Below are 21,506 nucleotides of genomic sequence, written 5' to 3' on the forward strand. Positions count from 1 at the left end.
AGAGGTAGACCGGGGGCCGCGCGGAAACTCATCGCTTCTCGGCGGATTTTTTCCGAGGTTCTGTCGCGCGGCGGCAAAGTCGCAGGTCAGGCCGGTCAGGCCGGTGTACGGAGCTCCAGCGCGGCCAGCGGGACGAAGCCCGTGCGGCCGGAGTGCGCGGCCTCGGCCGGGGCGTCCGGCCCGGCCAGCCGCCGCAGCAGCGCCAGCGCGATCTGCTCGCCCTGGGCCTTGGCCCGCTCGGTGGCGGGCCCGCGGTGCAGGCCGTCCAGGGCGGCGTGCCACAGCTGCACCCAGCGCCCGAAGTCCTCGGCGGTCATCGCCCGGGCCGAGTGGAGCGCGGCGTGGGGGGCGAAGGCGTCGCCGCCGTAGTCGGCGCTGCGGAAGAGGGCCCGCTCCCAGAAGTCCGCGATCCGGGGCAGGTGCGCCTCCAGGTCCGTGCCGGCGATCTCGGTGAAGAACGGGCCGATCCGCCGGTCGGCGAACGCGGCCGCGTAGAAGCGGCGCAGCACGGTCTCGAGGTCGGCGCGGCCGCGGATGTCGCGGTCACCGGCGCCGGCGCCGGCGGACCGGTGGGCAGCGGACCGGTGGGCAGCGGACCGGTGGGCGGCGGAGTGGTCGGCAGCGGAGTGGTCGGCAGCGGAGTGGTCGGCAGCGGAGTGGTTCATCGGTACACCATTGTGGACCGTCCGCGGCCGGACCGGGGAGGAAAGTCCCGCGGTACGTCACATCCCGTGTCCGGGCGGCGGTGGAGGGCCGGACCCGAGGGGCTGCACCACTATCCGAACATTGGCCGAAAACACGCGGTCCCGGCCCCGAAAAACCGGGTGCCGGGACCGCTGCGTCTGCTACGAGGCGACCGCGCCGCCCTTCAGGAGCGCGGCCCCGAGCGGGGTCACCGTGTGCAGCACGGCATTGCCACGGCGCAGCGTGGTCACCAGGCCCGCCTCGCGCATCACGCAGGCGTGCTGGCTCGCGGAGGCCAGCGAAACCCCGGCCCTGCGGGCGAGCTCGCTGGTTGTGGCCCCGTCGCCGATGGCCCGCAGCACCACCGAGCGGGTGTGCCCGACGAGCTTTCCGAGGGTGCGCTGGCGCTGCTCCTCCAAAGGGCGAATCGATTCGCCGGCGGCTGCCGCCGAGGCCGGCTCCGCGGCAGCCGGATAGACCAGCACCGGGGGCAGCTCGGGGTCGTGCAGCGTCACGGCCGTGCGTCGGCAGAAGAACGAGGGCTGGAGCAGCAGCCCGCGCCCCCGCAGCCGTACGTCGCGGTCCACGGGGTAGTCGCACTCCAGCACCGGGGCCCGCCAGCGCAGCATCGGCGGCAGCGAGGCCAGCAGCTCGTCCGCACCGCCGTCGAGCAGGGCGCGGCCGCGTGCGGCCCGCTCGGCCTCGATCTGGGCCTGGATGTGGGTCCAGTACGGGGCCACGGCCGCCCGGTGGTAGCCGTGCAGCTCGCCCAGGAGCTTCGGCAGGTACGAGGTGCCGCCGTCCATGAACTCCCGCAGCCGCCTGGGGATCCCGGTGTCGCCGCCGCCGGTCCCGGCGCCCGCGGGCATGCCGAAGGCGGCTCCCACCCGCGCACCCGCCCCCATCAGGGCCAGCTCGCGCCGGATCCGCTCGGCGCGCAGCCCGCGCAGCGCGTCGAGGCCCACGTCCCACCCGTACTGCCCCTCCACAGGGGTCAGGAAATCGGGGAAATAGCCGCGACTCGGTATGAGCGCTCCGAGCAAGCGTGTTTCACTATTCAACCTGCTCCGGGTTTCCGTACGCCATTCACCGAAGAGCCGGGCATCACGCCGGTCTCTTAAGCGGTGAAAACTCAGAACCGTTTCCCACAACGCATCGGGACGCCCTGCCATCCGTACGCGTGCCAGGTCCACTCCAGTGAAATGGATACGCAGCACCGAACCCCCACCTGTGCAACCGCAATCCCCCCGCCCCATGAGTATGCACGCCGTCACACGACGTCACCACGCCCTTTCGGCCACAGTTGAAACCCCTTTCGGCGGGGGCGTGACAACCGAAATGCTGTACTCCGCCAGGCACACTCCAGTGCGACCGAAACGCTCCGTGAAGGCCGTGGGGGGCTTTGCGGGGCCTGGCGGTCGGTCGCACCGGGAAGCGCCGACGTGCCTGGCAGATTGACAGCAGGCGGTGGACGGGTGGGGATCCGTCCACCGCCTGCTGGCGTAAAGAGTTGTTGAACAACAAAGAATTGCCCGCCTGCCCTCGGGGGTCAGGGAACCCGGGGGCAGGCGGACGTATCGGGGGTCCGGGTCGGGCCCGGGGCGGGTCAGCGGCTGTCGCTGCCCGTCGCCTCGGCGGCCGCACGGCCGGCCTCCAGGCGCGCCACCGGAATCCGGAACGGCGAGCAGGAGACGTAGTCGAGGCCGACCTCGTGGAAGAAGTGGACGGACTCGGGGTCGCCACCGTGCTCGCCGCAGACGCCGAGCTTGAGGTCGGGGCGGGTGGCCCGGCCCTGCTTGACCGCGTGGCGGACGAGCGAGCCGACGCCGTCCTTGTCGATGGTCTCGAACGGGGAGACCCCGAAGATGCCCTTCTCCAGGTAGGCCGTGAAGAAGCTGGCCTCGACGTCGTCGCGGGAGAAGCCCCACACGGTCTGGGTCAGGTCGTTCGTGCCGAAGGAGAAGAACTGCGCGGCCTCGGCGATCTGCGCGGCCGTCAGGGCGGCGCGCGGCAGCTCGATCATCGTGCCGATGGTCAGCTTGAGGCTGGTGCCGGTGGCGGCCTCCACCTCGGCGATGACCTGGTCGGCCTCCTCGCGGACGATCTCCAGCTCCTGGACGGTGCCGACGAGCGGGATCATGATCTCAGCGCGCGGGTCGCCCTTGGCGTTCTTGCGCTCGGCCGCGGCCTCGGCGATCGCCCGGACCTGCATGGCGAACAAGCCGGGGATGACCAGGCCGAGGCGGACACCGCGCAGACCCAGCATCGGGTTCTGCTCGTGCAGCTTGTGCACCGCCTGCAGCAGGCGCAGGTCGTTCTCGTTGTGGTCCTTGCGGGCCTCGGCGAGGGCGACGCGCACCGACAGCTCGGTGATGTCGGGCAGGAACTCGTGCAGCGGCGGGTCGAGCAGGCGGACGGTGACGGGCAGGCCGTCCATCGCCTCGAACAGCTCGATGAAGTCCTTCTTCTGCAGCGGCAGCAGCTCGGTGAGGGCGTTCTCGCGCTCGGTCTCGGTGTCCGCGAGGATCAGGCGCTCGACCATCTCGCGGCGCTCGCCGAGGAACATGTGCTCGGTGCGGCACAGGCCGATGCCCTGGGCGCCGAAGCGGCGGGCGCGCAGGGCGTCCTCGGCGTTGTCGGCGTTGGCGCGCACCCGCAGGCGGCGGACGCGGTCGGCGTACGCCATGATCCGGTGGACGGCCTGGACCAGCTCGTCGGCGTCGTCGGCGCCGGCGTGCATGCGGCCCTCGAAGTACTCGACGACCGGGGACGGTACGACGGGCACCTCGCCGAGGTACACCTTGCCGGTGGAGCCGTCGATGGAGACGACGTCGCCCTCTTCGATGACCCGGTCGCCCACCGTCATCCGGCGGCGCTTGGTGTCGACGTCGAGCTCCTCGGCACCGCAGACGCAGGTCTTGCCCATGCCGCGGGCGACGACGGCGGCGTGCGAGGTCTTGCCGCCGCGCGAGGTCAGGATGCCCTCGGAGGCGATCATGCCGTCCAGGTCGTCCGGGTTGGTCTCGCGGCGGATCAGGATGACCTTCTCGCCGGAGCGGGACCACTTGACGGCCGTGTAGGAGTCGAAGACGGCCTTGCCGACGGCCGCGCCCGGCGAGGCGGCGATGCCGCGGCCGAGCAGCTCGGTCTTGGCGTCCTCATCAAAGCGCGGGAACATCAGCTGCGCGAGCTGGGCGCCGTTGACGCGCTGGAGGGCCTCGGCCTCGTCGATCAGGCCCTGGTCGACGAGCTGGGTGGCGATGCGGAACGCGGCGCCGGCGGTGCGCTTGCCGACACGGGTCTGGAGCATCCACAGCTGACCGCGCTCGATCGTGAACTCGATGTCGCAGAGGTCCTTGTAGTGGGTCTCCAGCGTCTCCATGATCTGCATCAGCTGGTCGTAGGACTTCTTGTCCAGCTGCTCCAGGTCGGCGAGCGGGACGGTGTTGCGGATGCCCGCGACGACGTCCTCGCCCTGGGCGTTCTGCAGGTAGTCGCCGTAGACGCCCTGGTGGCCGCTGGCGGGGTCGCGGGTGAAGGCGACGCCGGTGCCGGAGTCGGGGCCGAGGTTGCCGAAGACCATCGAGCAGACGTTGACGGCGGTGCCCAGGTCGCCGGGGATGCGCTCCTGGCGGCGGTAGAGCTTGGCGCGGTCGGTGTTCCAGGAGTTGAAGACCGCCTCGACGGCGAGGTCGAGCTGCTCGCGGGCGTCCTGCGGGAACTCGCGGCCGGCTTCCTTCTGGACGATCTTCTTGTAGACCTTGACCAGCTTCTTGAGGTCGGCGGCGTCGAGGTCGGTGTCGACGGTGACCTTCTTGGCGGCCTTGGCCTGGTCGAGGGCGTCCTCGAAGAGCTCGCCCTCGACGCCGAGGACGGTCTTGCCGAACATCTGGATGAGGCGGCGGTACGAGTCCCAGGCGAAGCGCTCGTTGTCGGCCTGGGCGGCGAGCCCGACGACGGAGGCGTCGGAGAGGCCGATGTTGAGGACCGTGTCCATCATGCCCGGCATGGAGAACTTGGCGCCGGAGCGGACCGAGACCAGCAGCGGGTCGTCCGACTGTCCGAGCTTCTTGCCCATCTTCGCCTCGAGGGCGGCGAGGTGGGCGCTGACCTCGTCGCGCAGCGCGGCCGGGGCCTCACCGCTGTCGAGGTAGACCTTGCAGGCCTCGGTGGTGATGGTGAAGCCGGGAGGGACCGGCAGACCCAGGTTGGTCATCTCGGCGAGGTTGGCCCCCTTGCCGCCGAGAAGGTCCTTGAGGTCGCGGTTTCCCTCGGTGAAGTCGTAGACGAACTTCTGGTTCTTGTTTTCCGACACGGGTCTCGACTCCTCGAGGACTCGGTGGCTGCCCTGACGGCCAGGAACATACCCAGATCGAAGGCTTCTGGGTACGTCCACTTGGCCGTCATGCGGCCGTAACCACCCGTGCGCCCCTGGATCGAAAGTAACCAGCGAGTAGCCAGAACCTACGAAGAGCGTTCACCTCCCGAAGGGGGAGGGCTCGCTTGAGGCTTGTTTGCGCTCGAATGAGCGATCATCGATACATTTGCGTTCAAGACTTGAACAAACAAAGGGTGGCACCCAGTGCCACCCTTTGGAAGTCATACCCGTGATTTTCGCGCTCATCTGAGCGCAACCCCACCCATGCGTGGTGTATGTCACGCCGCCGACGGCATAGTTTGTCAGCTGTTTCTCACCCTCCGGACGTGTCCAGCTCGGCGTCCTCGCCCACTCCCGCACAGTCGTACGGATCCTTCAGCCAGCCGTCAGGGAGGACAACCCGGTTGTTTCCGGACGTCCGGCCGCGCGGGCCGTCCGCACTCTCGGGCCAGGGCTGATCCAGGTCGAGCTCGCTCAGATGAGCGTCCAGCTCGGTCAGGGAGGAGGTGACCGCGAGCTTCTTGCGCATCTCGGACCCGACCGAGAACCCCTTCAGGTACCAGGCCACGTGCTTACGGAAGTCGATCACCCCGCGCCCCTCGTCGCCGATCCACTCACCCAGCAGCTGGGCGTGCCGGTGCATGGTCGCCGCGACCTCGCGCAGCGAGGGCTTGTGGAAGTCCTCGGGACGCCCCTCGAAGGCCGCCACGAGGTCGTTGAACAGCCACGGCCTCCCCAGGCAGCCGCGGCCGACGACCACGCCGTCGCAGCCGGTCTCGCGGACCATGCGCAGCGCGTCCTCGGCGCACCAGATGTCGCCGTTGCCGAGCACGGGGATCTCCGGGACGTGCTCCTTGAGGCGGGCGATGGCCTCCCAGTCGGCGGTGCCGCCGTAGTGCTGGGCGGTGGTGCGGCCGTGCAGGGCGATGGCGGTGACGCCCTCCTCGACGGCGATCCGGCCGGCGTCCAGGTAGGTGAGGTGGTCGTCGTCGATGCCCTTGCGCATCTTCATGGTCACGGGCAGGTCGCCGGCACCGGCGACGGCCTCGCGCAGGATGGCGCGCAGCAGGTTCCGCTTGTACGGCAGGGCGGAGCCGCCGCCCTTGCGGGTGACCTTGGGGACCGGGCAGCCGAAGTTGAGGTCGATGTGGTCGGCGCGGTCCTCCTCGACGATCATCCGGACCGCCTTGCCGACCGTGACCGGGTCGACCCCGTACAGCTGGATCGAGCGCGGCTTCTCCGTCGCGTCGAAGTGGATCAGCTGCATGGTCTTCTCGTTGCGCTCGACCAGCGCGCGGGTCGTGATCATCTCGCTCACGAACAGCCCCTTGCCGCCGCTGAACTCGCGGCAGAGGGTGCGGAACGGGGCGTTGGTGATGCCGGCCATGGGCGCGAGCACCACCGGGGGCTGCACGGTGTGCGGGCCGATCGCGAGCGGCTGAGGGAGCGTGGTCATCCCTCCATTGTGGCGGAGAGAAAATCGATCACACTTTTCTTTAGTTAGGCGTACTATCGTACGTATGCAGGAGCCGATCCGCCGCCGCAAGACGCTGGTCCTGGCGATCTGCTGCATGAGCCTGCTCCTGGTCAGCCTCGACGTCACGGCCCTGAACGTCGCCCTGCCCTCGATGCGCCGCGAGCTCGGCGCCTCGGTCGCCGGCATGCAGTGGACGATCGACGCGTACACGCTGGTCCTGGCCTCGCTGCTGATGCTGGCGGGCTCCACGGGGGACCGGATCGGGCGCCGCCGCGTCTTCACCACGGGGCTGGTGGTGTTCACGGCCGGCTCGCTGCTCTGCTCGCTGGCACCGGGCCTCGGGTGGCTGGTCGCCTTCCGGGCGGTCCAGGCCGTGGGCGGCTCGATGCTGAACCCGGTCGCCATGTCGATCATCACCAACACCTTCACGGACGCGCGCGAACGCGCCCGCGCCATAGGGGCCTGGAGCGCGGTGGCCGGCCTCTCCATGGCGGCGGGCCCGCTGATCGGCGGGCTGCTGGTGGACTCCGTGGGCTGGCGGGCCGTGTTCTGGGTGAACCTGCCCGTCGGGCTGCTGGCCCTGGCGCTCACCCTGCGGTACGTCCCCGAATCGCGGGCCGAGCGGCCCCGCCGACCGGATCCGGTGGGCCAGCTGCTGGTCATCGCCCTGCTCGGCGGCGTGACGTACGCCATCATCGAGGCGCCGGCCGCGGGTGCGGACTCCCCCGCCGTCCTCGGCTGCGCCTGCCTCGCGGCGTTCTCGCTGGCGGCGCTCGTGCCGTACGAGCTGCGCCGCACCGACCCGCTGATCGACCCGCGGTTCTTCCGCAGCGCACCGTTCAGCGGGGCGACGGTGATCGCGGTCTGCGCGTTCGCCGCGCTGTCCGGGTTCCTGTTCCTGAACACCCTGTACCTGCAGGACGTACGGGGCCTCGGCGCGCTGGGGGCGGGGCTCCACATGCTGCCCATGGCGGCGCTCGCCTTCCTGTGCGCGCCGCTCTCGGGCCGGCTGGTCGCCGCACGGGGGCCGCGGCTGCCGCTGCTGCTGGCCGGGTCCGCGATGGCGGCGAGCGGGCTGCTGTTCGCCGCGTTCTCGGCCGAGGCCTCGGATCCCCTGCTGTTCACCGGCTACGCCCTGTTCGGCCTCGGCTTCGGCCTGGTCAACGCGCCCATCACCAACACCGCGGTCTCCGGGATGCCCCGGTCCCAGGCGGGCGTGGCAGCGGCGGTCGCCTCCACCAGCCGGCAGACCGGCGGCACCCTGGGCGTCGCCGTGATCGGGGCGGTGCTGGCGACCGGGACGGCGGGCGGCGCGGACTTCGTCGCGGCGGCCCGGCCCGCCTGGTGGATCATCACCGCCTGCGGGGCGCTCGTCCTGGCCGTGGGTGCGGCGACCAGCGGCCGGTGGGCCCGGGAGACGGCCGCACGGACGGCCCGTCGGCTGGAACCGGCCTCCCGCAAGCCTTCTCCGGCCGAGGCTCCCCCGCGCGCCTGACGGCTCCACGCGCTCACCACCACGCCCACCAGCCCTCCCATGATCGACTGATCCTGACGGGTGACAGATATTGAAATCTGTCACCCGTCATGCCATTCTCATTGCATGACGAAGAACGAGAACCGCCAGAGCACCACCCCCGCCCGAGCAGGCCGCACCCTCGGCTCGACCGGCCCCACCGTCTTCCCGCTGGGCCTGGGCTGCATGGGCATGTCCGCCCTCTACGGGGAGGCGGACCGCAGCGAGTCGATCGCGACGATCCACGCCGCACTGGACGCGGGGATCACGCTGCTGGACACCGGCGACTTCTACGGCATGGGCCACAACGAGCTGCTCATCAACGAGGCCCTGCGCACCGCGCCGACCGCGGCCCGCGAACAGGCGCTGACCAGCGTGAAGTTCGGCGCGCTGCGGACGGTCGAGGGCGCCTTCACCGGCTACGACGGCCGCCCCGAGGCCGTGAAGAACTTCCTGGCCTACTCGCTCCAGCGGCTCGGCCGGGACCACATCGACATCTACCGGATCGCCCGCGTGGATCCGACCGTCCCGATCGAGGAGACCGTCGGCGCCATCGCCGAGGCCGTCGAAGCGGGGCACGTGCGGCACATCGGCCTGTCCGAGGTGGGCGCGGACACCCTGCGCCGGGCCGCGGCCGTGGCCCCGATCGCCGACCTCCAGATCGAGTACTCGCTCATATCCCGCGGCATAGAGGAGGAGATCCTGCCGACCGCCCGCGAGCTCGGCATCGGCATCACCGCGTACGGGGTCCTCTCCCGCGGCCTGATCAGCGGCCACTTCACCCGCGACCGGGCGCTGGCTCCGGGCGACTTCCGCGGGATGAGCCCCCGCTTCCAGGGCGGGAACCTCGACCGCAACCTGGACCTGGTCGAGGCGCTGCGCAAGGTCGCCGAGGGCAAGGGGGTCAGCGTGGCGCAGACCGCGATCGCCTGGGTGCTCTCGCGCGGCGAGGACATCGTGCCGCTGGTGGGCGCCCGCCGCCGGGACCGGCTCGCCGAGGCACTCGGTGCCATGGAGGTGGAGCTGACCGCGGCCGACCTGGCGGCGATCGAGGAGGCGGTCCCGGCGGGCGCAGCGGCCGGCGAACGCTACCCGGCAGCGCAGATGGCCCACCTGGACAGCGAGCACTGAGCTGGCGGTACGGTCGTATCCATGTCACCCGCTGCCGCCGAGCCCCTGACCCCCGAGCGCATCCTCGAGACCACCGAGGAGGTGCTGCGGCGCTACGGCCCGACGAAGGCGACCGTGGTGGACGTGGCGCGCGCCCTGGGCGTCAGCCACGGCAGCGTGTACCGGCACTTCCCGTCCAAGGCGGCGCTGCGCGAGGCCGTCACGGACCGGTGGCTCGCCAAGAGCGTGGTCATGCTGGAAGGGATCGCCTCCGCCCCGGGCGAGGCCGCCCCCTCCAAGCTGGAGGCCTGGCTGGAGGCCCTCTTCGAGGCCAAGCGCCACAAGGCGGGGGACGACCCGGAGCTCTTCGCGACGTACACCGTGCTGCTCGCCGAGAACAGCGGGGTGGTCGACGCCCACCTGACGCAGCTGATCGACCAGCTGACCCGGATCATCGGCGCGGGCGTCGCCGACGGCACCCTGGCCGCGCCCGACGTGCCGGCCGCGGCGCGCGCCGTCTTCGACGCCACCGGCCGGTTCCACGATCCGCAGTACGCGGGCGAGTGGCTCTCGCCCACGATCGCCGAGGAGTTCCACGCGGTCACGTCCCTGGTGATCCGGGGCCTGCGCGCCTGAACTGGCGTGGATACGTCCCCCGTTATGCGGAATTGGACACTCCGCACGGCTTGGCGATCATTTGAGCCGTGTCGGCTTGTACATGCCAGCGACAGTTCCTTACGGTCCCCTTACCGCACTATTCATGCACGTCCCAGGGGGAACCTTGTCCACGGCAGCAGTACAGCCCTCACCTCCCGCACGCTCCGGGGGAGCAGCGGCGGTCGGCCTGGTCCTGACCATCGCGCTCAGCGTGGTCGCGCCGATCATCACCTACAACACGCTCGTCGACGACCACGGTTGGAGCGAGGCCTCGGCGCTGCTGGTCAGCGGTGCCTGGCCGATCCTCGACAGCGCCATCATGGTGGCCTGGCGGCGCAAGCTGGACGAGTTCGCCATCGTCACCCTGGTGTTCCTGGGGATCACCGCCGCCGTCTCCCTCGTCGGCGCCAACTCCACCCGGGCCCTGCTGGTCAAGGACTCCGCCGTCACGGGGCTCTTCGGGCTCCTGTGCCTGGCCACGCTGCTCGCGCCGCGTCCGCTGATGTTCTACTTCGGCCGCAAGTTCGGTACGGACGGCACCCCGGCAGGCGTGGCGTACTACAACGGCCTGTGGCAGTTCGAGGGCTTCCGCAAGGCCCAGCGCCACATCACCCTGGTCTGGGGCGTGGCCTACCTGATCGAGGCGGCGGTCCGGATCGCCCTGTCGTACGCCCTGGCCACCTCCACCATGGTGACCCTGAGCCCGTTCATGATCTACGGGACGCTCGGCGGTCTGGCCCTGTGGACGATCAGGTTCGTCAAGCGCACCAAGGCGGAGGGCGCCAAGCGGGCCGCCGCGACGGCGGCCGCGGCCGAGCAGGCCGGCGGCTCCGCAGCCTGACGAGCCGCCCGCGGCACGTGAAAAGACCGGTGGCCCGGTGCGCGGATCGCGCACCGGGCCACCGGCCGTTCAAGCGGGACCTAGCAGCCCAGCAGGCGGCTGCCGAGGTAGGCCTGGATCTGGTCCAGGGAGACGCGCTCCTGCTTCATGGTGTCGCGCTCGCGCACGGTCACCGCGTTGTCGTCCAGGGTGTCGAAGTCGACGGTGACGCAGAACGGCGTACCGATCTCGTCCTGGCGGCGGTAGCGGCGGCCGATGGCGCCCGCGTCGTCGAACTCGATGTTCCAGTTCTTGCGCAGGTCGGCGGCGAGGCCCTTGGCCTTCGGCGACAGCTGCGCGTTGCGGGACAGCGGCAGGACGGCGACCTTGATCGGGGCCAGGCGCGGGTCGAGGCGCATCACGGTGCGCTTCTCCATGACGCCCTTGGCGTTCGGGGCCTCGTCCTCGTTGTACGCGTCGAGCATGAAGGCGAGCATGGCGCGGTTGACGCCGGCCGCCGGCTCGATGACGTACGGGGTGTAGCGCTCACCGGCTTCCTGGTCGAAGAAGGTGAGGTCCTGGCCGGAGGCCGCGGAGTGGGCCTTCAGGTCGTAGTCCGTGCGGTTGGCGATGCCCTCGAGCTCGGAGAACTCGCTGCCGCCGAAGTTGAAGCGGTACTCGATGTCGGCGGTGCGCTTCGAGTAGTGGGACAGCTTCTCCTTCGGGTGGTCGTACCAGCGGATGTTCTCCTCGCGGATGCCCAGGTCGCGGTACCAGTTCCACCGCTCCTGCATCCAGTACTCCTGCCACTGGTCGTCCTCGCCCGGCTTGACGAAGAACTCCATCTCCATCTGCTCGAACTCGCGGGTGCGGAAGATGAAGTTGCCCGGCGTGATCTCGTTGCGGAAGGACTTGCCCATCTGGGCGATGCCGAACGGCGGCTTCTTGCGCGAGGAGGTCTGCACGAGGGCGAAGTTGGTGAAGATGCCCTGGGCGGTCTCGGGGCGCAGGTACGCCTTGGAGCCGGTGTCCTGGGTCGGGCCGAGGTGGGTCTCCAGCATGCCGGAGAACTGCTTCGGCTCGGTGAACTGGCCCTTCACACCGCAGTTGGGGCAGTTGACGTCGGCCAGGCCGTTCTCGGGGAGGCGGCCGTGCTTGGCCTCGTACGCCTCTTCGAGGTGGTCGGCACGGTGGCGCTTGTGGCAGGAGGTGCACTCGGTCAGCGGGTCCGAGAAGGTCGCGACGTGGCCCGAGGCCACCCAGACCTCGGGGGCCAGGATCACGGAGGAGTCGAGGCCGACGATGTCCTCACGCCCGGTGACCATGGCCTTCCACCACTGGCGCTTGATGTTCTCCTTGAGCTCGACACCCAGCGGACCGTAGTCCCAGGCAGCCCTGGAGCCGCCGTAGATCTCACTGCAGGGGTAAACGAAGCCACGGCGCTTGCTCAGGCTGACGATGGTTTCGATCTTGTCGGCGGCCACGGTGCTCTCTTCATTACGAGGACGAACGGCGAATGCCTCAGGTTACCGGCGTCCGCACCCCCCCTTTCAACTCGGATACCCCTCCACGGCCGGGGCCACCCCCGTCCCCCACCAGGGTTTTTGACAACGGTTTCCATATTTGATGAAAATGGATGTCATGAACGCCCGTCGCCTCATACCCGCCGCCGCCCTCGCCGGAGCCGTCGCCCTCGGCGCCACCACCCTCACCGCCTGCTCCGGCGCCTCCGACCCGGACGGCGGCAAGGACGGCAAGGTGGCCGTGACGGCGTCGTTCTACCCCCTGCAGTTCCTCGCCGAGCAGATCGGCCGAGACCACGTCAGCGTCTCCACGCTCACCAAGCCCGGCGTCGAGCCGCACGACCTGGAGATCACCCCCAAGCAGACCGGCCGGCTCGGCGAGTCCGACGTGATCGTCTACCTCAAGGGCCTGCAACCCGCCGTGGACAAGGCCGTCGCCCAGTCCGGCGTGAAGAACGTCGTGGACGCCGCCGCCCTGACCGAGCTGGAGGCCCACGGCTCGGCCGGTCACGACCACGCCCACGAGGGCTCGGGCGAGCACGCGGAGGCCCACGACCACGGCGACGAGGGCGGCAAGGACCCGCACGTCTGGCTCGACCCGGTGAAGTACGCCGAGATCGCCAAGGGCGTCGGCGCGGCTCTGGAGAAGGCCGACCCCGGCCACGCGGCGGACTACCGCAAGAACACCGACGAGCTGACCGGCAAACTCGCCGCGCTCGACACGGAGTTCAAGGACGGTCTGAAGAACAGCGCCTCGAAGACCTTCATCACCACCCACTCCGCCTTCGGCTACCTCGCCGAGCGCTACGGCCTCGACCAAGAGGGCATCTCCGGCGTCGACCCCGAGTCCGAGCCGAGCCCGGCCCGGATGAAGGAGCTCCAGGAGCTGGCGAAGAAGGAGAATGTCTCCACCGTGTTCTTCGAGACCCTCGCCAGCGACAAGACGGCCAAGGCCCTCGCCGGCGACACGGGTCTGAAGACCGACGTCCTCGACCCGCTCGAGGGCATCACCGACACGTCCCAGGGCGCCGACTACTTCGAGGTCATGCGGTCCAACCTGAAGAACCTCCAGAAGGCGTTCGGCAACAAGTGACGGCAGTATCGGAGGCGCATGCCATGCAGTTCCAGCCCGACCAGGCAACGGACCAGCCCGTCATATCCCTGCGCGGGGCCAGCGCCTCGCTGGGCTCACGCCCGGTGCTGCGCGGGGTCGACCTCACCGTCCGGCGCGGCGAGGTCGTCGCGCTGCTCGGGGCCAACGGCTCCGGCAAGTCCACCGCCGTGCGCGCCGTCGTCGGCCAGGTGCCGCTGTCCGGCGGGGAGCTGGCCCTGTTCGACACCGACTTCAAGCGCTTCCGCGCCTGGTCGCGGATCGGGTACGTCCCGCAGCGCACGACCGCGGCCAGCGGCGTCCCCGCCACCGTCCGCGAGGTCGTCTCCTCCGGCCGGCTGGCCCGCACCCGCTTCGGGGTCCTACGCAAGGCCGACAGGGCCGCCGTCGAGCGGGCCCTGGCCCTGGTCGGCATGGACGCGCACGCCGGCGCCTCCGTCAACGCGCTCTCGGGCGGGCAGCACCAGCGCGTGCTGATCGCCCGGGCGCTCGCCGTCGAGCCCGAGCTGCTGATCATGGACGAGCCGATGGCCGGGGTCGACCTCGGCAACCAGGAGGTCCTGGCGAACGCCGTGCGCGAGCAGGTCGCCGCCGGCACGACCGTCCTGCTCGTCCTGCACGAGCTGGGCCCCCTGGAGCCGCTGATCGACCGGGCCGTGGTGCTGCGCGACGGCTGCGTCGTCCACGACGGGCCGCCGCCGGAGGCCGTGGGCCAGCACGCCCTGCCCGGCCACGACCACGTACACCCCCACGCGGCGCACGACGCCGAACCCCTGCGGACGGGACTGCTGAGCTGATGGACCTCCTGAACGACGCCTTCATGCAGCGGGCCCTGATCGCCGCCGCGCTGGTGGGCGTCACCGCGCCCGCGATCGGCACGTACCTCGTCCAGCGCCGCCAGGCAGTCATGGGCGACGGTCTGGGCCACGTGGCGATGACCGGTGTCGCGCTCGGCTTCGTCCTCCAGGCCAGCCCGGTGTGGATGGCCACCCTGGTGACGGTCGTCGGAGCCGTCGGCATGGAGCTGATCCGCTCCCGCGGAAAGACCAGCGGGGACGTGGCCTTGTCGATGCTGTTCTACGGCGGTCTGGCCGGCGGCGTGATGATCATCAACGTGGGGGGCGGCTCCACCACCAACCTGCTCAGCGCCATGTTCGGTTCGATCACCACGGTCGCGCCCGAGGACGTCACCGCGATGGCAGTCCTCGCCGCGTTCGTCCTCGCCGTCACCGTGGGCATGCGCCGCCAGCTGTTCGCCGTCTGCCAGGACGAGGAGTTCGCGCGGGTGACCGGCCTGCCGGTGCGCGCGCTGAACCTGCTGATCGCCGTCACCGCCGCCGTCACCGTCACCGTCGCCATGCGCATCGTGGGCCTGCTGCTGGTCAGCGCCATGATGGTGATCCCCGTCGCGGCCGCCCAGCGGCTCACCCGGGGCTTCGCCACCACGCTGGGCCTGGCCGTGGCCGTCAGCCTCACCGTGTCGCTGACGGGTACGGCCGCCACGTACTACATCGACGCGCCGTCGGGCGCCACGATCGTGCTGCTCGCGATCGGGGTCTTCACGGCGACGACGGCCCTGTCCGCGCCCGTCGCCAGGCGCCGTGCGAAGGCCGCCCGGGTGGCCGAGGAGGTCTGCACCCGGGACGACGTGAAGGTCTAGGAGGAGCGGCCGCCTGGCACAATGGGGCAAGGCCGATACGAGGAGGAACCGGTGGCGACTGCGCCTGGCGAGACGAATACCGCGCCAGTACGAGGACGATCCACCCGGCAGCGGGCAGCGGTCGCGGCGGCGCTGGACGAGGTGGACGAGTTCCGCAGCGCCCAGGAACTGCACGACATGCTCAAGCACCGCGGTGACTCCGTGGGCCTGACCACCGTCTACCGCACCCTCCAGTCCCTCGCCGACGCCGGCGAGGTGGACGTGCTGCGCACCAGCGACGGCGAGTCCGTCTACCGGCGCTGCTCCACCGGGGACCACCACCACCACCTGGTCTGCCGCGGCTGCGGCAAGGCCGTCGAGGTGGAGGGCCCGGCGGTGGAGAAGTGGGCGGAGTCGATCGCCGCAGAGCACGGCTTTGTGAACGTCGCCCACACGGTGGAGATCTTCGGCACCTGCGCCGACTGCGCGTCCGCCGCCGCCTAGATCCGCTTCAGGTTCGCATCCAGGAGCTCCCGCAGCCGGTCCACGTCCGCGGGGACCTGGATTCCGCGCTTGGGCAGGATCGTCATGGCCGCCGCCCGCTTGTCGATGTCGAGCGTGATGAACGCGTCGGGCGTTTCGGCGTAGACGGGCTGGGCGGACCAGTCCATGCGGGAGGAGTACAGCTGCGTGGTCACCCGGATCCCGCAGGCGTCGACGACGGTCCGGGTCCGGCCCGCCTTCGCCAGCATCCCGGCGAAGGCACGCGCCTGGAGCCGGGGACCGTAGAGCGTGGCCGCGCACAGCAGCAGGCCCATCCCGAGGAACATCAGCGACTTCGACCCGCCGCGGCCGGTCAGCAGCGTGCTGCCGCCCAGCAGGAGCGAGAGGACCCCCAGGAGCGGCATCAGCCACCGCTGCCGGCGCAGTGCGGGCGTGGCCCTGCTGCGGACGCGGATGGCCTGCGCGAGGTCGGCGGTGGTGACCTCGTAGACGAGCTCGACGCCTTCCCCGGCTCCGGCCGCCGCGGCCGGCTCCACTTCTCTCATGTCCATGACAGCGGAGCCTAGCGGCCGCGGCGGGACCGGGTCGATCGCACTTCGTCAGCCCTCGGAGCCGCCCGCCTCCACCTGGTTCGGGACGGCGCCGCCGAAGCGGCGGTCGCGCTGGGCGAACTCCAGACAGGCCTGCCACAGGTGGCGCCGGTCGAAGTCCGGCCACAGCACGTCCTGGAAGACCATCTCGGCGTAGGCGCTCTGCCAGATCAGGTAGTTGGAGGTGCGCTGCTCGCCGCTGGGGCGCAGGAACAGGTCCACGTCCGGCATGTCCGGGTAGTACAGGTACTTCGCGAGGGTCTTCTCGGTGACCTTCGACGGGTCCAGCCGGCCGGCCTTGACGTCCTCGGCGAGCGCCTGGGCGGCGTCGGCGATCTCGGCGCGGCCGCCGTAGTTCATGCAGAAGTACAGCGTCAGCTTGTCGTTGCCCTTGGTCTGCTCCTGCGCGACCTGGAGCTCCTTCGCCACCGACTTCCACAGCTTGGGCATCCGGCCCACCCAGCGCACCCGGATGCCGAGCGCGTCCAGCTGGTCGCGGGTCTTGCGGATGAAGTCGCGGTTGAAGTTCATCAGGAAGCGCACCTCGTCGGGCGAGCGCTTCCAGTTCTCGGTGGAGAAGGCGTACAGGGAGATGTTCTTGACGCCCATCTCTATGGCGCCCTGCAGGACGTCGAGGACCCGCTCGGCGCCCACCTTGTGGCCCTCGGTGCGCGGCAGGCCGCGCTCCTTGGCCCAGCGGCCGTTGCCGTCCATCACGATGGCGACGTGCTCCGGGACCAGCTCACCCGGGATCTTCGGGGGCCGGGCACCGGAGGGGTGCGGCTCGGGAAGCGTGTACTCGCGGCGGGAGCGTCCCAGGAATCCGCGTACTGCCATGGCGCTTTGGTCTCCGATCTCGGTCACTTCTCTACGTAACGCAAGGAGCGCAGTCCGCGCTCCAGATGCCAGTGCAGATAGGCGGAAACGAGTCCGCTCCCCTCGCGCACGTACCGCGGTTCCGCCGCGTCGGCGGTTGCCCAGTCCCCCGTCAACAGGGCGCTGAGCAGCCCGATGGCCTCAGCAGATGGTACGACGCTGCCGCCGACCCGGCAGTCCCCGCAGACGACACCGCCCGCGGAGACCGAGAAGTGCCGGTTGGGGCCGTGGATGCCGCACTTCGCGCAGTCCTCGAAGCTGGGCGCGTAGCCGTTGACGGCGAGGGAGCGCAGCAGGAAGGCGTCGAGGATGAGGTTCGGGTCGTGCTCGCCGCGCGAGAGGGTGCGCAGGGCGCCGATGAGCAGCAGGTACTGCTGGACGGCGGGCTCGCCCTCGTTCTCGGTGAACCGCTCGGCGGTCTCCAGCATCGCGGTGCCGGCGGTGTAGCGGGCGTAGTCGGTGACGATGCCGTTGCCGTACGGGGCGATGATCTCGGTCTGGGTGCACAGCGGGAGGGTGCGGCCGACGAGCTCACTGCCGCGGGCGAAGAACTGCACGTCGGCGTGGGAGAAAGGTTCCAGCCGGGCGCCGAACTTCGACTTCGTGCGCCGCACCCCGCGGGCGACGGCCCGCACGCGTCCGTGGCCGCGGGTCAGCAGCGTGATGATGCGGTCCGCCTCGCCGAGCTTCTGGGTGCGCAGCACGATGCCGTCGTCGCGGAACAGACTCATGCGCCCATTGTCGCCTGTGCGGGCACAGCGACGGCCCTGCGCCCGGACAAGGTCCGGGCGCAGGGCCGTCACCCCTTGGGAGGATCAGGAGGCGGTTGCGGCGGCTTCGTCCGCGTCCGGCTTCTTCTCGGCTCCGGCAGCCTCGTCCGCACCCGCGTCGGCGACGACGGCCACAGCGACGGTGCTGTCGGCGGGCTCGGCGGCGCCCGCGGCCTCCGCGGCCTCGGCGGACTCGGCGGACTCGGCGGACGCGGCCGGCTCGGCGCCGTCCTTCGGGGCTGCCGCCTGGGCGGGCAGCTCTGCCCGGGGGGCGGCGCTGTGCGCGTCGTCCCTGCCCAGGCCGTTGAAGATCAGGTTGAGCACGATCGCGGCCGTGGCGCCGAGCGTGACACCGCTGTTGAGCAGCGAGGACAGATCGGCGTTCATGTGCTCCTTGAAGAACACCGGGACGGTGGCCGGGAGCAGCGCGAAGGCCAGGGAGACGCCCACGATCAGCGCGTTCTTCTCCTCCTTCAGGTCGACCTTGCCCAGGGTCTGGATACCGGCCAGGGCCACCATCGCGAACATCACGGTCGCGGCGCCGCCGAGGACGGCGTGCGGCACGGAGGCGACGATCGCGGCGGCCTTGGGCAGCAGGCCGAGCAGGATCATGAAGGCGCCCGCGGCGACCACCACGAACCGGCTCTTGACCTTGGTCATCCGCACCAGGCCGACGTTCTCGGCGAAGGCCACGTACGGGAAGGAGTTGAGGACGCCGCCGAGGGCGGTGGCGGCGCCGTCGGCCCGCAGGGCGCGGGCGACGGTCTCGCTGTCGACCTCCTTGCCGACGATGTCGCCGACCGCGTAGGTGTCACCGGTGGTCTCGACCATGGTGATCAGCATGACGATCAGCATCAGGACGATCGGGAACCACTCGAACTTCGGCGCCCCGTAGTGGAAGGGCGTGGTGACGCCCACCCAGTCGGCCTGGCTCACGTCGCCGAACTTCGCGTCGCCGAGCAGGAAGGCGACGAGGGTGCCGCCGACCAGGCCGAGCAGGATCGCGATGCTGGACAGGAACGGCCGGCCGAGCTTCATCAGGACCAGGATGAAGAGCATGGTGCCGCCGGCGTAGGCGAAGTTCTTCGGGTCGCCGAAGTCGGGGCTGCCGAGGCCGCCGGCGGCGTCGTTGAGGCCGACCGGGATGAGCACGATGCCGAGCACCGTGATCACCGAGCCGGTGACGACGGGCGGGAACAGGCGCATCACGGCCCGGAAGGCCTGCGGGGGCAGCCAGGCGAACGCGAAGGTGGCGATGCCGGCCGTGATGACGGCGCCGTAGATGACCAGCAGGGCGGCGGTTCCGCCGCCGGCCCCGAGCCCGATGGCGATCATCGGCGACACCGCGGTGAAGGTGACGCCCTGGATGAGCGGCAGGCGCGCGCCGATCCGGCCGATGCCCCAGGCCTGGATGATCGAGGCGATGCCGCAGGTGAAGAGGTCAGCGTTGATGAGGTAGACCAGCTGTTCCGTGGAGAGCTTGAGCGCTCCGCCCACGATGATCGGCACGATGACCGCGCCTGCGTAGAACGCCAATACGTGCTGGAAGCCGTAGAGGGCGAGTTTGGGAAGGGGGAGCACCTCGTCGACCGGGTGGGTGCTCTGCTCTCCGGTTTCGGGGAGCCGGGCGGCGACACGTGCCATCTCTGCCTTGCCCTTCAAGAGGTAGGTAATCGAGAGGAATTTCTGGTTATCCCCGGTCGAAGTGGGTCGCTATCCCGTTGGTTCGCCAGGGTTTCAGTTGCGTTCACGTGGAATCGAACCCCCGCTGTGTTACCGGCAGAGTTTCGTCGTGTGACCGGAATTGAACGCCTGTGGGAGAGCCCACAGATATCGGAGACTTCTACAAATTGTTGACCTTGAAGAGCTTCGGCTTTGTGCGTTCGCCCAATAGCGCGGGCCGTACCCGAGGAGGTAAGCACTGTACCCTCCCAGGCCCCTGCGCCACCTGCACGAATGCGAAGGCAGCGGCTCCGACGTGCACGAATGCACTTAGCGCCGCCGCTCACGGCAAATACGAAAGGACCGCTCCGGGTGTCCACCTGGTGGAATCACCGATGCCGGAGCGGTCCTCGAATGGCGCGAATTCAGCGGGGCGAGGCCGGATTGTTACCTCTTTCGGCGCGGTTACTGCCGGGTTTCGGCCGGATTTCAGGGCGCGCTGACCGCCGACAGCAGCCGGCTGACCTCATCGGAGCCGATCCGCAGGGCCGCGCCCACCGTGGCGAGCACCTCCCGCTCGGCCGGTGTGTACGGGCCGTCCGCGAGGGCGATGCGGGCACCCTGGAGCAGGATCGACTCCCGGCCGGGCCCGACCAGGTGCGGCGCCAGCGGTTCCAGCGCCTCGTGCAGCTCGATGGCCAGCGCCGCGCCGCAGCAGTCCGGGCCGTCGTAGAGCCCGAGCCGGCCCTCGTCGCGGGCCAAGGCCTCCACGAGGGACTCCAGCTGCTCCTGCGTGCAGTCCTGGAAGCCCGCGGCCCGTACGGCCGACACGGCGGCGTCGAGCGCCCCGCGCGCGCAGGTGCCGCCCGCAGCGAGCACGGCCAGGGCCACGATGTGCACGGCGTCGCGCAGCAGCGCCGAGAAGCGGGTGGTGGTGAGGTGGCCGAGGACCTCGGTGTCGAAGCGCTCGCGGCAGCCCTGGCACTCCACGACGGGCCCGGCCTGCCCGCGCGGCAGCAGCGGGACCCCGAGGACGGTGAACCGGCGGCGTCCGGTGCGCCGGCGGTAGTTGCGGTCGCCGCCGCAGTCGGGGCAGAAGAACTCCCCGTCGCCCACGGTGCTCCACGTGGTGCGGATGCCCCAGACCGTCAGCTTCCGGCCGTCCCCACCCCGAACTGGCAGCACGTCGCACCTCCGTCTCTCCCCCGCGGCCCTGCGGGCGCGGGCGGGAACCCCGGGCAGCGTAGCCCGGGTTGGCGTGATGTTAGCCACATCGGTGAGGCTTCGTCAGTCGTGTGACAAGACAACATGTGCCACCGCGCGCAGTTGGCCGGTCTGTGCCCCCGCGCCTCCCCCGGCCGTGCGCCCGTGGTCCCTACGCTCGCCGCGTGAACGAGAAATCCTGTCTGGTCACCGGCGCCGCGAGCGGGATCGGCCGCGCCACCGCCGCCCTGCTTGCGCGCTCCGGCGCCCGCGTGACGGCGGCCGACATCAACGCCCCCGGGGTGGGTGCGCTGCGTACGGAACTGGCCGCGGAGGGGTTCGGCATCGCCGTCGTCACCGGGGACGTCGCCGACCCCGAGGCCAACCGGGCGATGGTGCGGGCCGCGGTCGACGCGTACGGGCGGCTCGACGTCGCCGTGGCGAACGCCGGGGTGCTCCCCCTTTCGGACGTACGGGAGACCACTGCGCAGGACTGGGACCGGGTCATGGCGATCGACGGCCGCGGGATGTTCCTGACCTGCAAGTACGCCATCGAGGCGATGACCGCTCAGGAGGACCCGGGCGGGGCCGTCGTGTGCGTGTCCTCGATCTCGGGCGTGGCCGGGCAGGCCCGGCAGGCGGCCTACGGGCCGGCGAAGTTCGTGGCCTCGGGGCTGACCAAGCACCTCGCGGTGGAGTGGGCGGCGCGGGGCATCAGGGTCAACGCGGTGGCGCCCGGGACCATCCGTACGGAGCGGGTGCGGGCGCTGGCGGACGAGCCGGGCGGGCGGGAGTACCTCGAGGAGATGTCCGCCGCCCACCCGATGGGCCGGCTCGGCGAACCGGAGGAGGTGGCGCGCGTCATCGCCTTCCTGGCGTCCGACGCCGCCTCGTTCGTGACGGGCGTGGTGCTCCCGGTGGACGGCGGCTACCTGGCCCGTTGACGGCGGCCGGACCGCGCCCCGGAGCGCGGACGGCGCTGCCCCGCC

19 protein-coding genes are annotated in these 21,506 nt (G+C 70.6%); 9 read left to right on the forward strand and 10 right to left on the reverse strand.

The genetic code is table 11. From position 1 onward, the window contains the following. Window positions 1-95: 95 nt before the first annotated feature. From AB0F11_RS08490 to dusB, 4 genes are all read right to left on the reverse strand, one after another. Window positions 96-665 carry a group III truncated hemoglobin gene (locus tag AB0F11_RS08490; protein WP_362169759.1) on the reverse strand — a complete coding sequence of 190 codons (570 nt, stop codon included), beginning with the start codon at window positions 663-665 and terminating at the stop codon, window positions 96-98. 180 nt (window positions 666-845) lie between these two features. After that, the gene (locus tag AB0F11_RS08495) at window positions 846-1,901 is read right to left on the reverse strand and encodes a winged helix-turn-helix domain-containing protein (protein ID WP_362169761.1); all 1,056 of its coding nucleotides are present in this window, start codon (window positions 1,899-1,901) and stop codon (window positions 846-848) included. A gap of 389 nt (window positions 1,902-2,290) precedes the next feature. Further along, complete coding sequence (ppdK, locus tag AB0F11_RS08500; RefSeq protein WP_362169763.1) at window positions 2,291-4,999, reverse strand: pyruvate, phosphate dikinase; 2,709 nt, start codon at window positions 4,997-4,999, stop codon at window positions 2,291-2,293. A gap of 376 nt (window positions 5,000-5,375) precedes the next feature. After that, window positions 5,376-6,518 (reverse strand): tRNA dihydrouridine synthase DusB, encoded by a 1,143-nt coding sequence (gene dusB / locus AB0F11_RS08505; RefSeq protein ID WP_362169765.1) that lies wholly within the window; start codon window positions 6,516-6,518, stop codon window positions 5,376-5,378. A 64-nt stretch (window positions 6,519-6,582) separates the two neighbouring features. On the opposite strand from dusB, the gene AB0F11_RS08510 reads away from it, so the two are divergent. The 4 genes from AB0F11_RS08510 (at window position 6,583) to AB0F11_RS08525 (ending at window position 10,660) form a co-directional block, all read left to right on the forward strand. Continuing rightward, entirely contained in the window at window positions 6,583-8,034 is a 1,452-nt protein-coding gene (locus tag AB0F11_RS08510) for an MFS transporter (RefSeq protein ID WP_362169767.1), read from the forward strand. Window positions 8,035-8,139: 105 nt separating this feature from the next. Continuing rightward, window positions 8,140-9,183, forward strand: a complete 1,044-nt coding sequence (locus AB0F11_RS08515; RefSeq protein WP_362169769.1) for an aldo/keto reductase — start codon at window positions 8,140-8,142, stop codon at window positions 9,181-9,183. Between the two features lie 21 nt (window positions 9,184-9,204). Then, window positions 9,205-9,798: a TetR family transcriptional regulator gene (locus AB0F11_RS08520; RefSeq protein WP_362169771.1), complete on the forward strand. Its 594-nt coding sequence runs from the start codon at window positions 9,205-9,207 to the stop codon at window positions 9,796-9,798. Window positions 9,799-9,943: 145 nt separating this feature from the next. Further along, window positions 9,944-10,660, forward strand: coding sequence for a VC0807 family protein (locus tag AB0F11_RS08525; RefSeq protein ID WP_362169772.1), 717 nt, complete (start codon window positions 9,944-9,946; stop codon window positions 10,658-10,660). Between the two features lie 80 nt (window positions 10,661-10,740). On the opposite strand, the gene AB0F11_RS08530 is transcribed toward AB0F11_RS08525, so the two are convergent. After that, the gene (locus tag AB0F11_RS08530) at window positions 10,741-12,123 is read right to left on the reverse strand and encodes a glycine--tRNA ligase (RefSeq protein WP_362169774.1); all 1,383 of its coding nucleotides are present in this window, start codon (window positions 12,121-12,123) and stop codon (window positions 10,741-10,743) included. 157 nt (window positions 12,124-12,280) lie between these two features. On the opposite strand from AB0F11_RS08530, the gene AB0F11_RS08535 reads away from it, so the two are divergent. From AB0F11_RS08535 to AB0F11_RS08550, 4 genes are read left to right on the forward strand one after another with little or no spacing between them, the layout of a single operon-like run. Continuing rightward, the gene (locus tag AB0F11_RS08535) at window positions 12,281-13,255 is read left to right on the forward strand and encodes a metal ABC transporter substrate-binding protein (protein ID WP_362169776.1); all 975 of its coding nucleotides are present in this window, start codon (window positions 12,281-12,283) and stop codon (window positions 13,253-13,255) included. Window positions 13,256-13,278: 23 nt separating this feature from the next. After that, window positions 13,279-14,070 (forward strand): metal ABC transporter ATP-binding protein, encoded by a 792-nt coding sequence (locus AB0F11_RS08540; protein WP_362169975.1) that lies wholly within the window; start codon window positions 13,279-13,281, stop codon window positions 14,068-14,070. Next, complete coding sequence (locus AB0F11_RS08545; RefSeq protein WP_362169778.1) at window positions 14,070-14,933, forward strand: metal ABC transporter permease; 864 nt, start codon at window positions 14,070-14,072, stop codon at window positions 14,931-14,933. The genes AB0F11_RS08540 and AB0F11_RS08545 overlap by 1 nt, the downstream gene beginning before the upstream one ends. Before the next feature lie 51 nt (window positions 14,934-14,984). Then, window positions 14,985-15,416, forward strand: coding sequence for a transcriptional repressor (locus tag AB0F11_RS08550; RefSeq protein ID WP_362169780.1), 432 nt, complete (start codon window positions 14,985-14,987; stop codon window positions 15,414-15,416). Here AB0F11_RS08550 and AB0F11_RS08555 read toward each other — a convergent pair. The 5 genes from AB0F11_RS08555 to AB0F11_RS08575 form a co-directional block, all read right to left on the reverse strand. Beyond that, the gene (locus tag AB0F11_RS08555; RefSeq protein WP_362169782.1) at window positions 15,413-15,967 is read right to left on the reverse strand and encodes a YcxB family protein; all 555 of its coding nucleotides are present in this window, start codon (window positions 15,965-15,967) and stop codon (window positions 15,413-15,415) included. The two genes, AB0F11_RS08550 and AB0F11_RS08555, sit on opposite strands and share 4 nt — an antisense overlap. 48 nt (window positions 15,968-16,015) lie before the next feature. After that, window positions 16,016-16,843 carry an isoprenyl transferase gene (locus AB0F11_RS08560; RefSeq protein WP_362169784.1) on the reverse strand — a complete coding sequence of 276 codons (828 nt, stop codon included), beginning with the start codon at window positions 16,841-16,843 and terminating at the stop codon, window positions 16,016-16,018. Between the two features lie 23 nt (window positions 16,844-16,866). Continuing rightward, window positions 16,867-17,613, reverse strand: a complete 747-nt coding sequence (gene recO, locus AB0F11_RS08565) for a DNA repair protein RecO (protein ID WP_361905235.1) — start codon at window positions 17,611-17,613, stop codon at window positions 16,867-16,869. Between the two features lie 84 nt (window positions 17,614-17,697). Further along, complete coding sequence (locus tag AB0F11_RS08570) at window positions 17,698-19,296, reverse strand: nucleobase:cation symporter-2 family protein (RefSeq protein WP_362169786.1); 1,599 nt, start codon at window positions 19,294-19,296, stop codon at window positions 17,698-17,700. A gap of 507 nt (window positions 19,297-19,803) precedes the next feature. Further along, window positions 19,804-20,499, reverse strand: coding sequence for a TerB family tellurite resistance protein (locus AB0F11_RS08575; protein WP_362169788.1), 696 nt, complete (start codon window positions 20,497-20,499; stop codon window positions 19,804-19,806). A gap of 203 nt (window positions 20,500-20,702) precedes the next feature. Here AB0F11_RS08575 and AB0F11_RS08580 point away from each other — a divergent pair, with 203 nt between their 5' ends. After that, a complete protein-coding gene (locus tag AB0F11_RS08580) occupies window positions 20,703-21,461 on the forward strand; it encodes an SDR family NAD(P)-dependent oxidoreductase (RefSeq protein WP_362169790.1) in 759 nt (252 codons plus the stop codon). Window positions 21,462-21,506: the final 45 nt, after the last annotated feature.

The sequence above is a fragment of the Streptomyces sp. NPDC032472 genome (assembly GCF_040636955.1).
Lineage (GTDB): Bacteria > Actinomycetota > Actinomycetes > Streptomycetales > Streptomycetaceae > Streptomyces.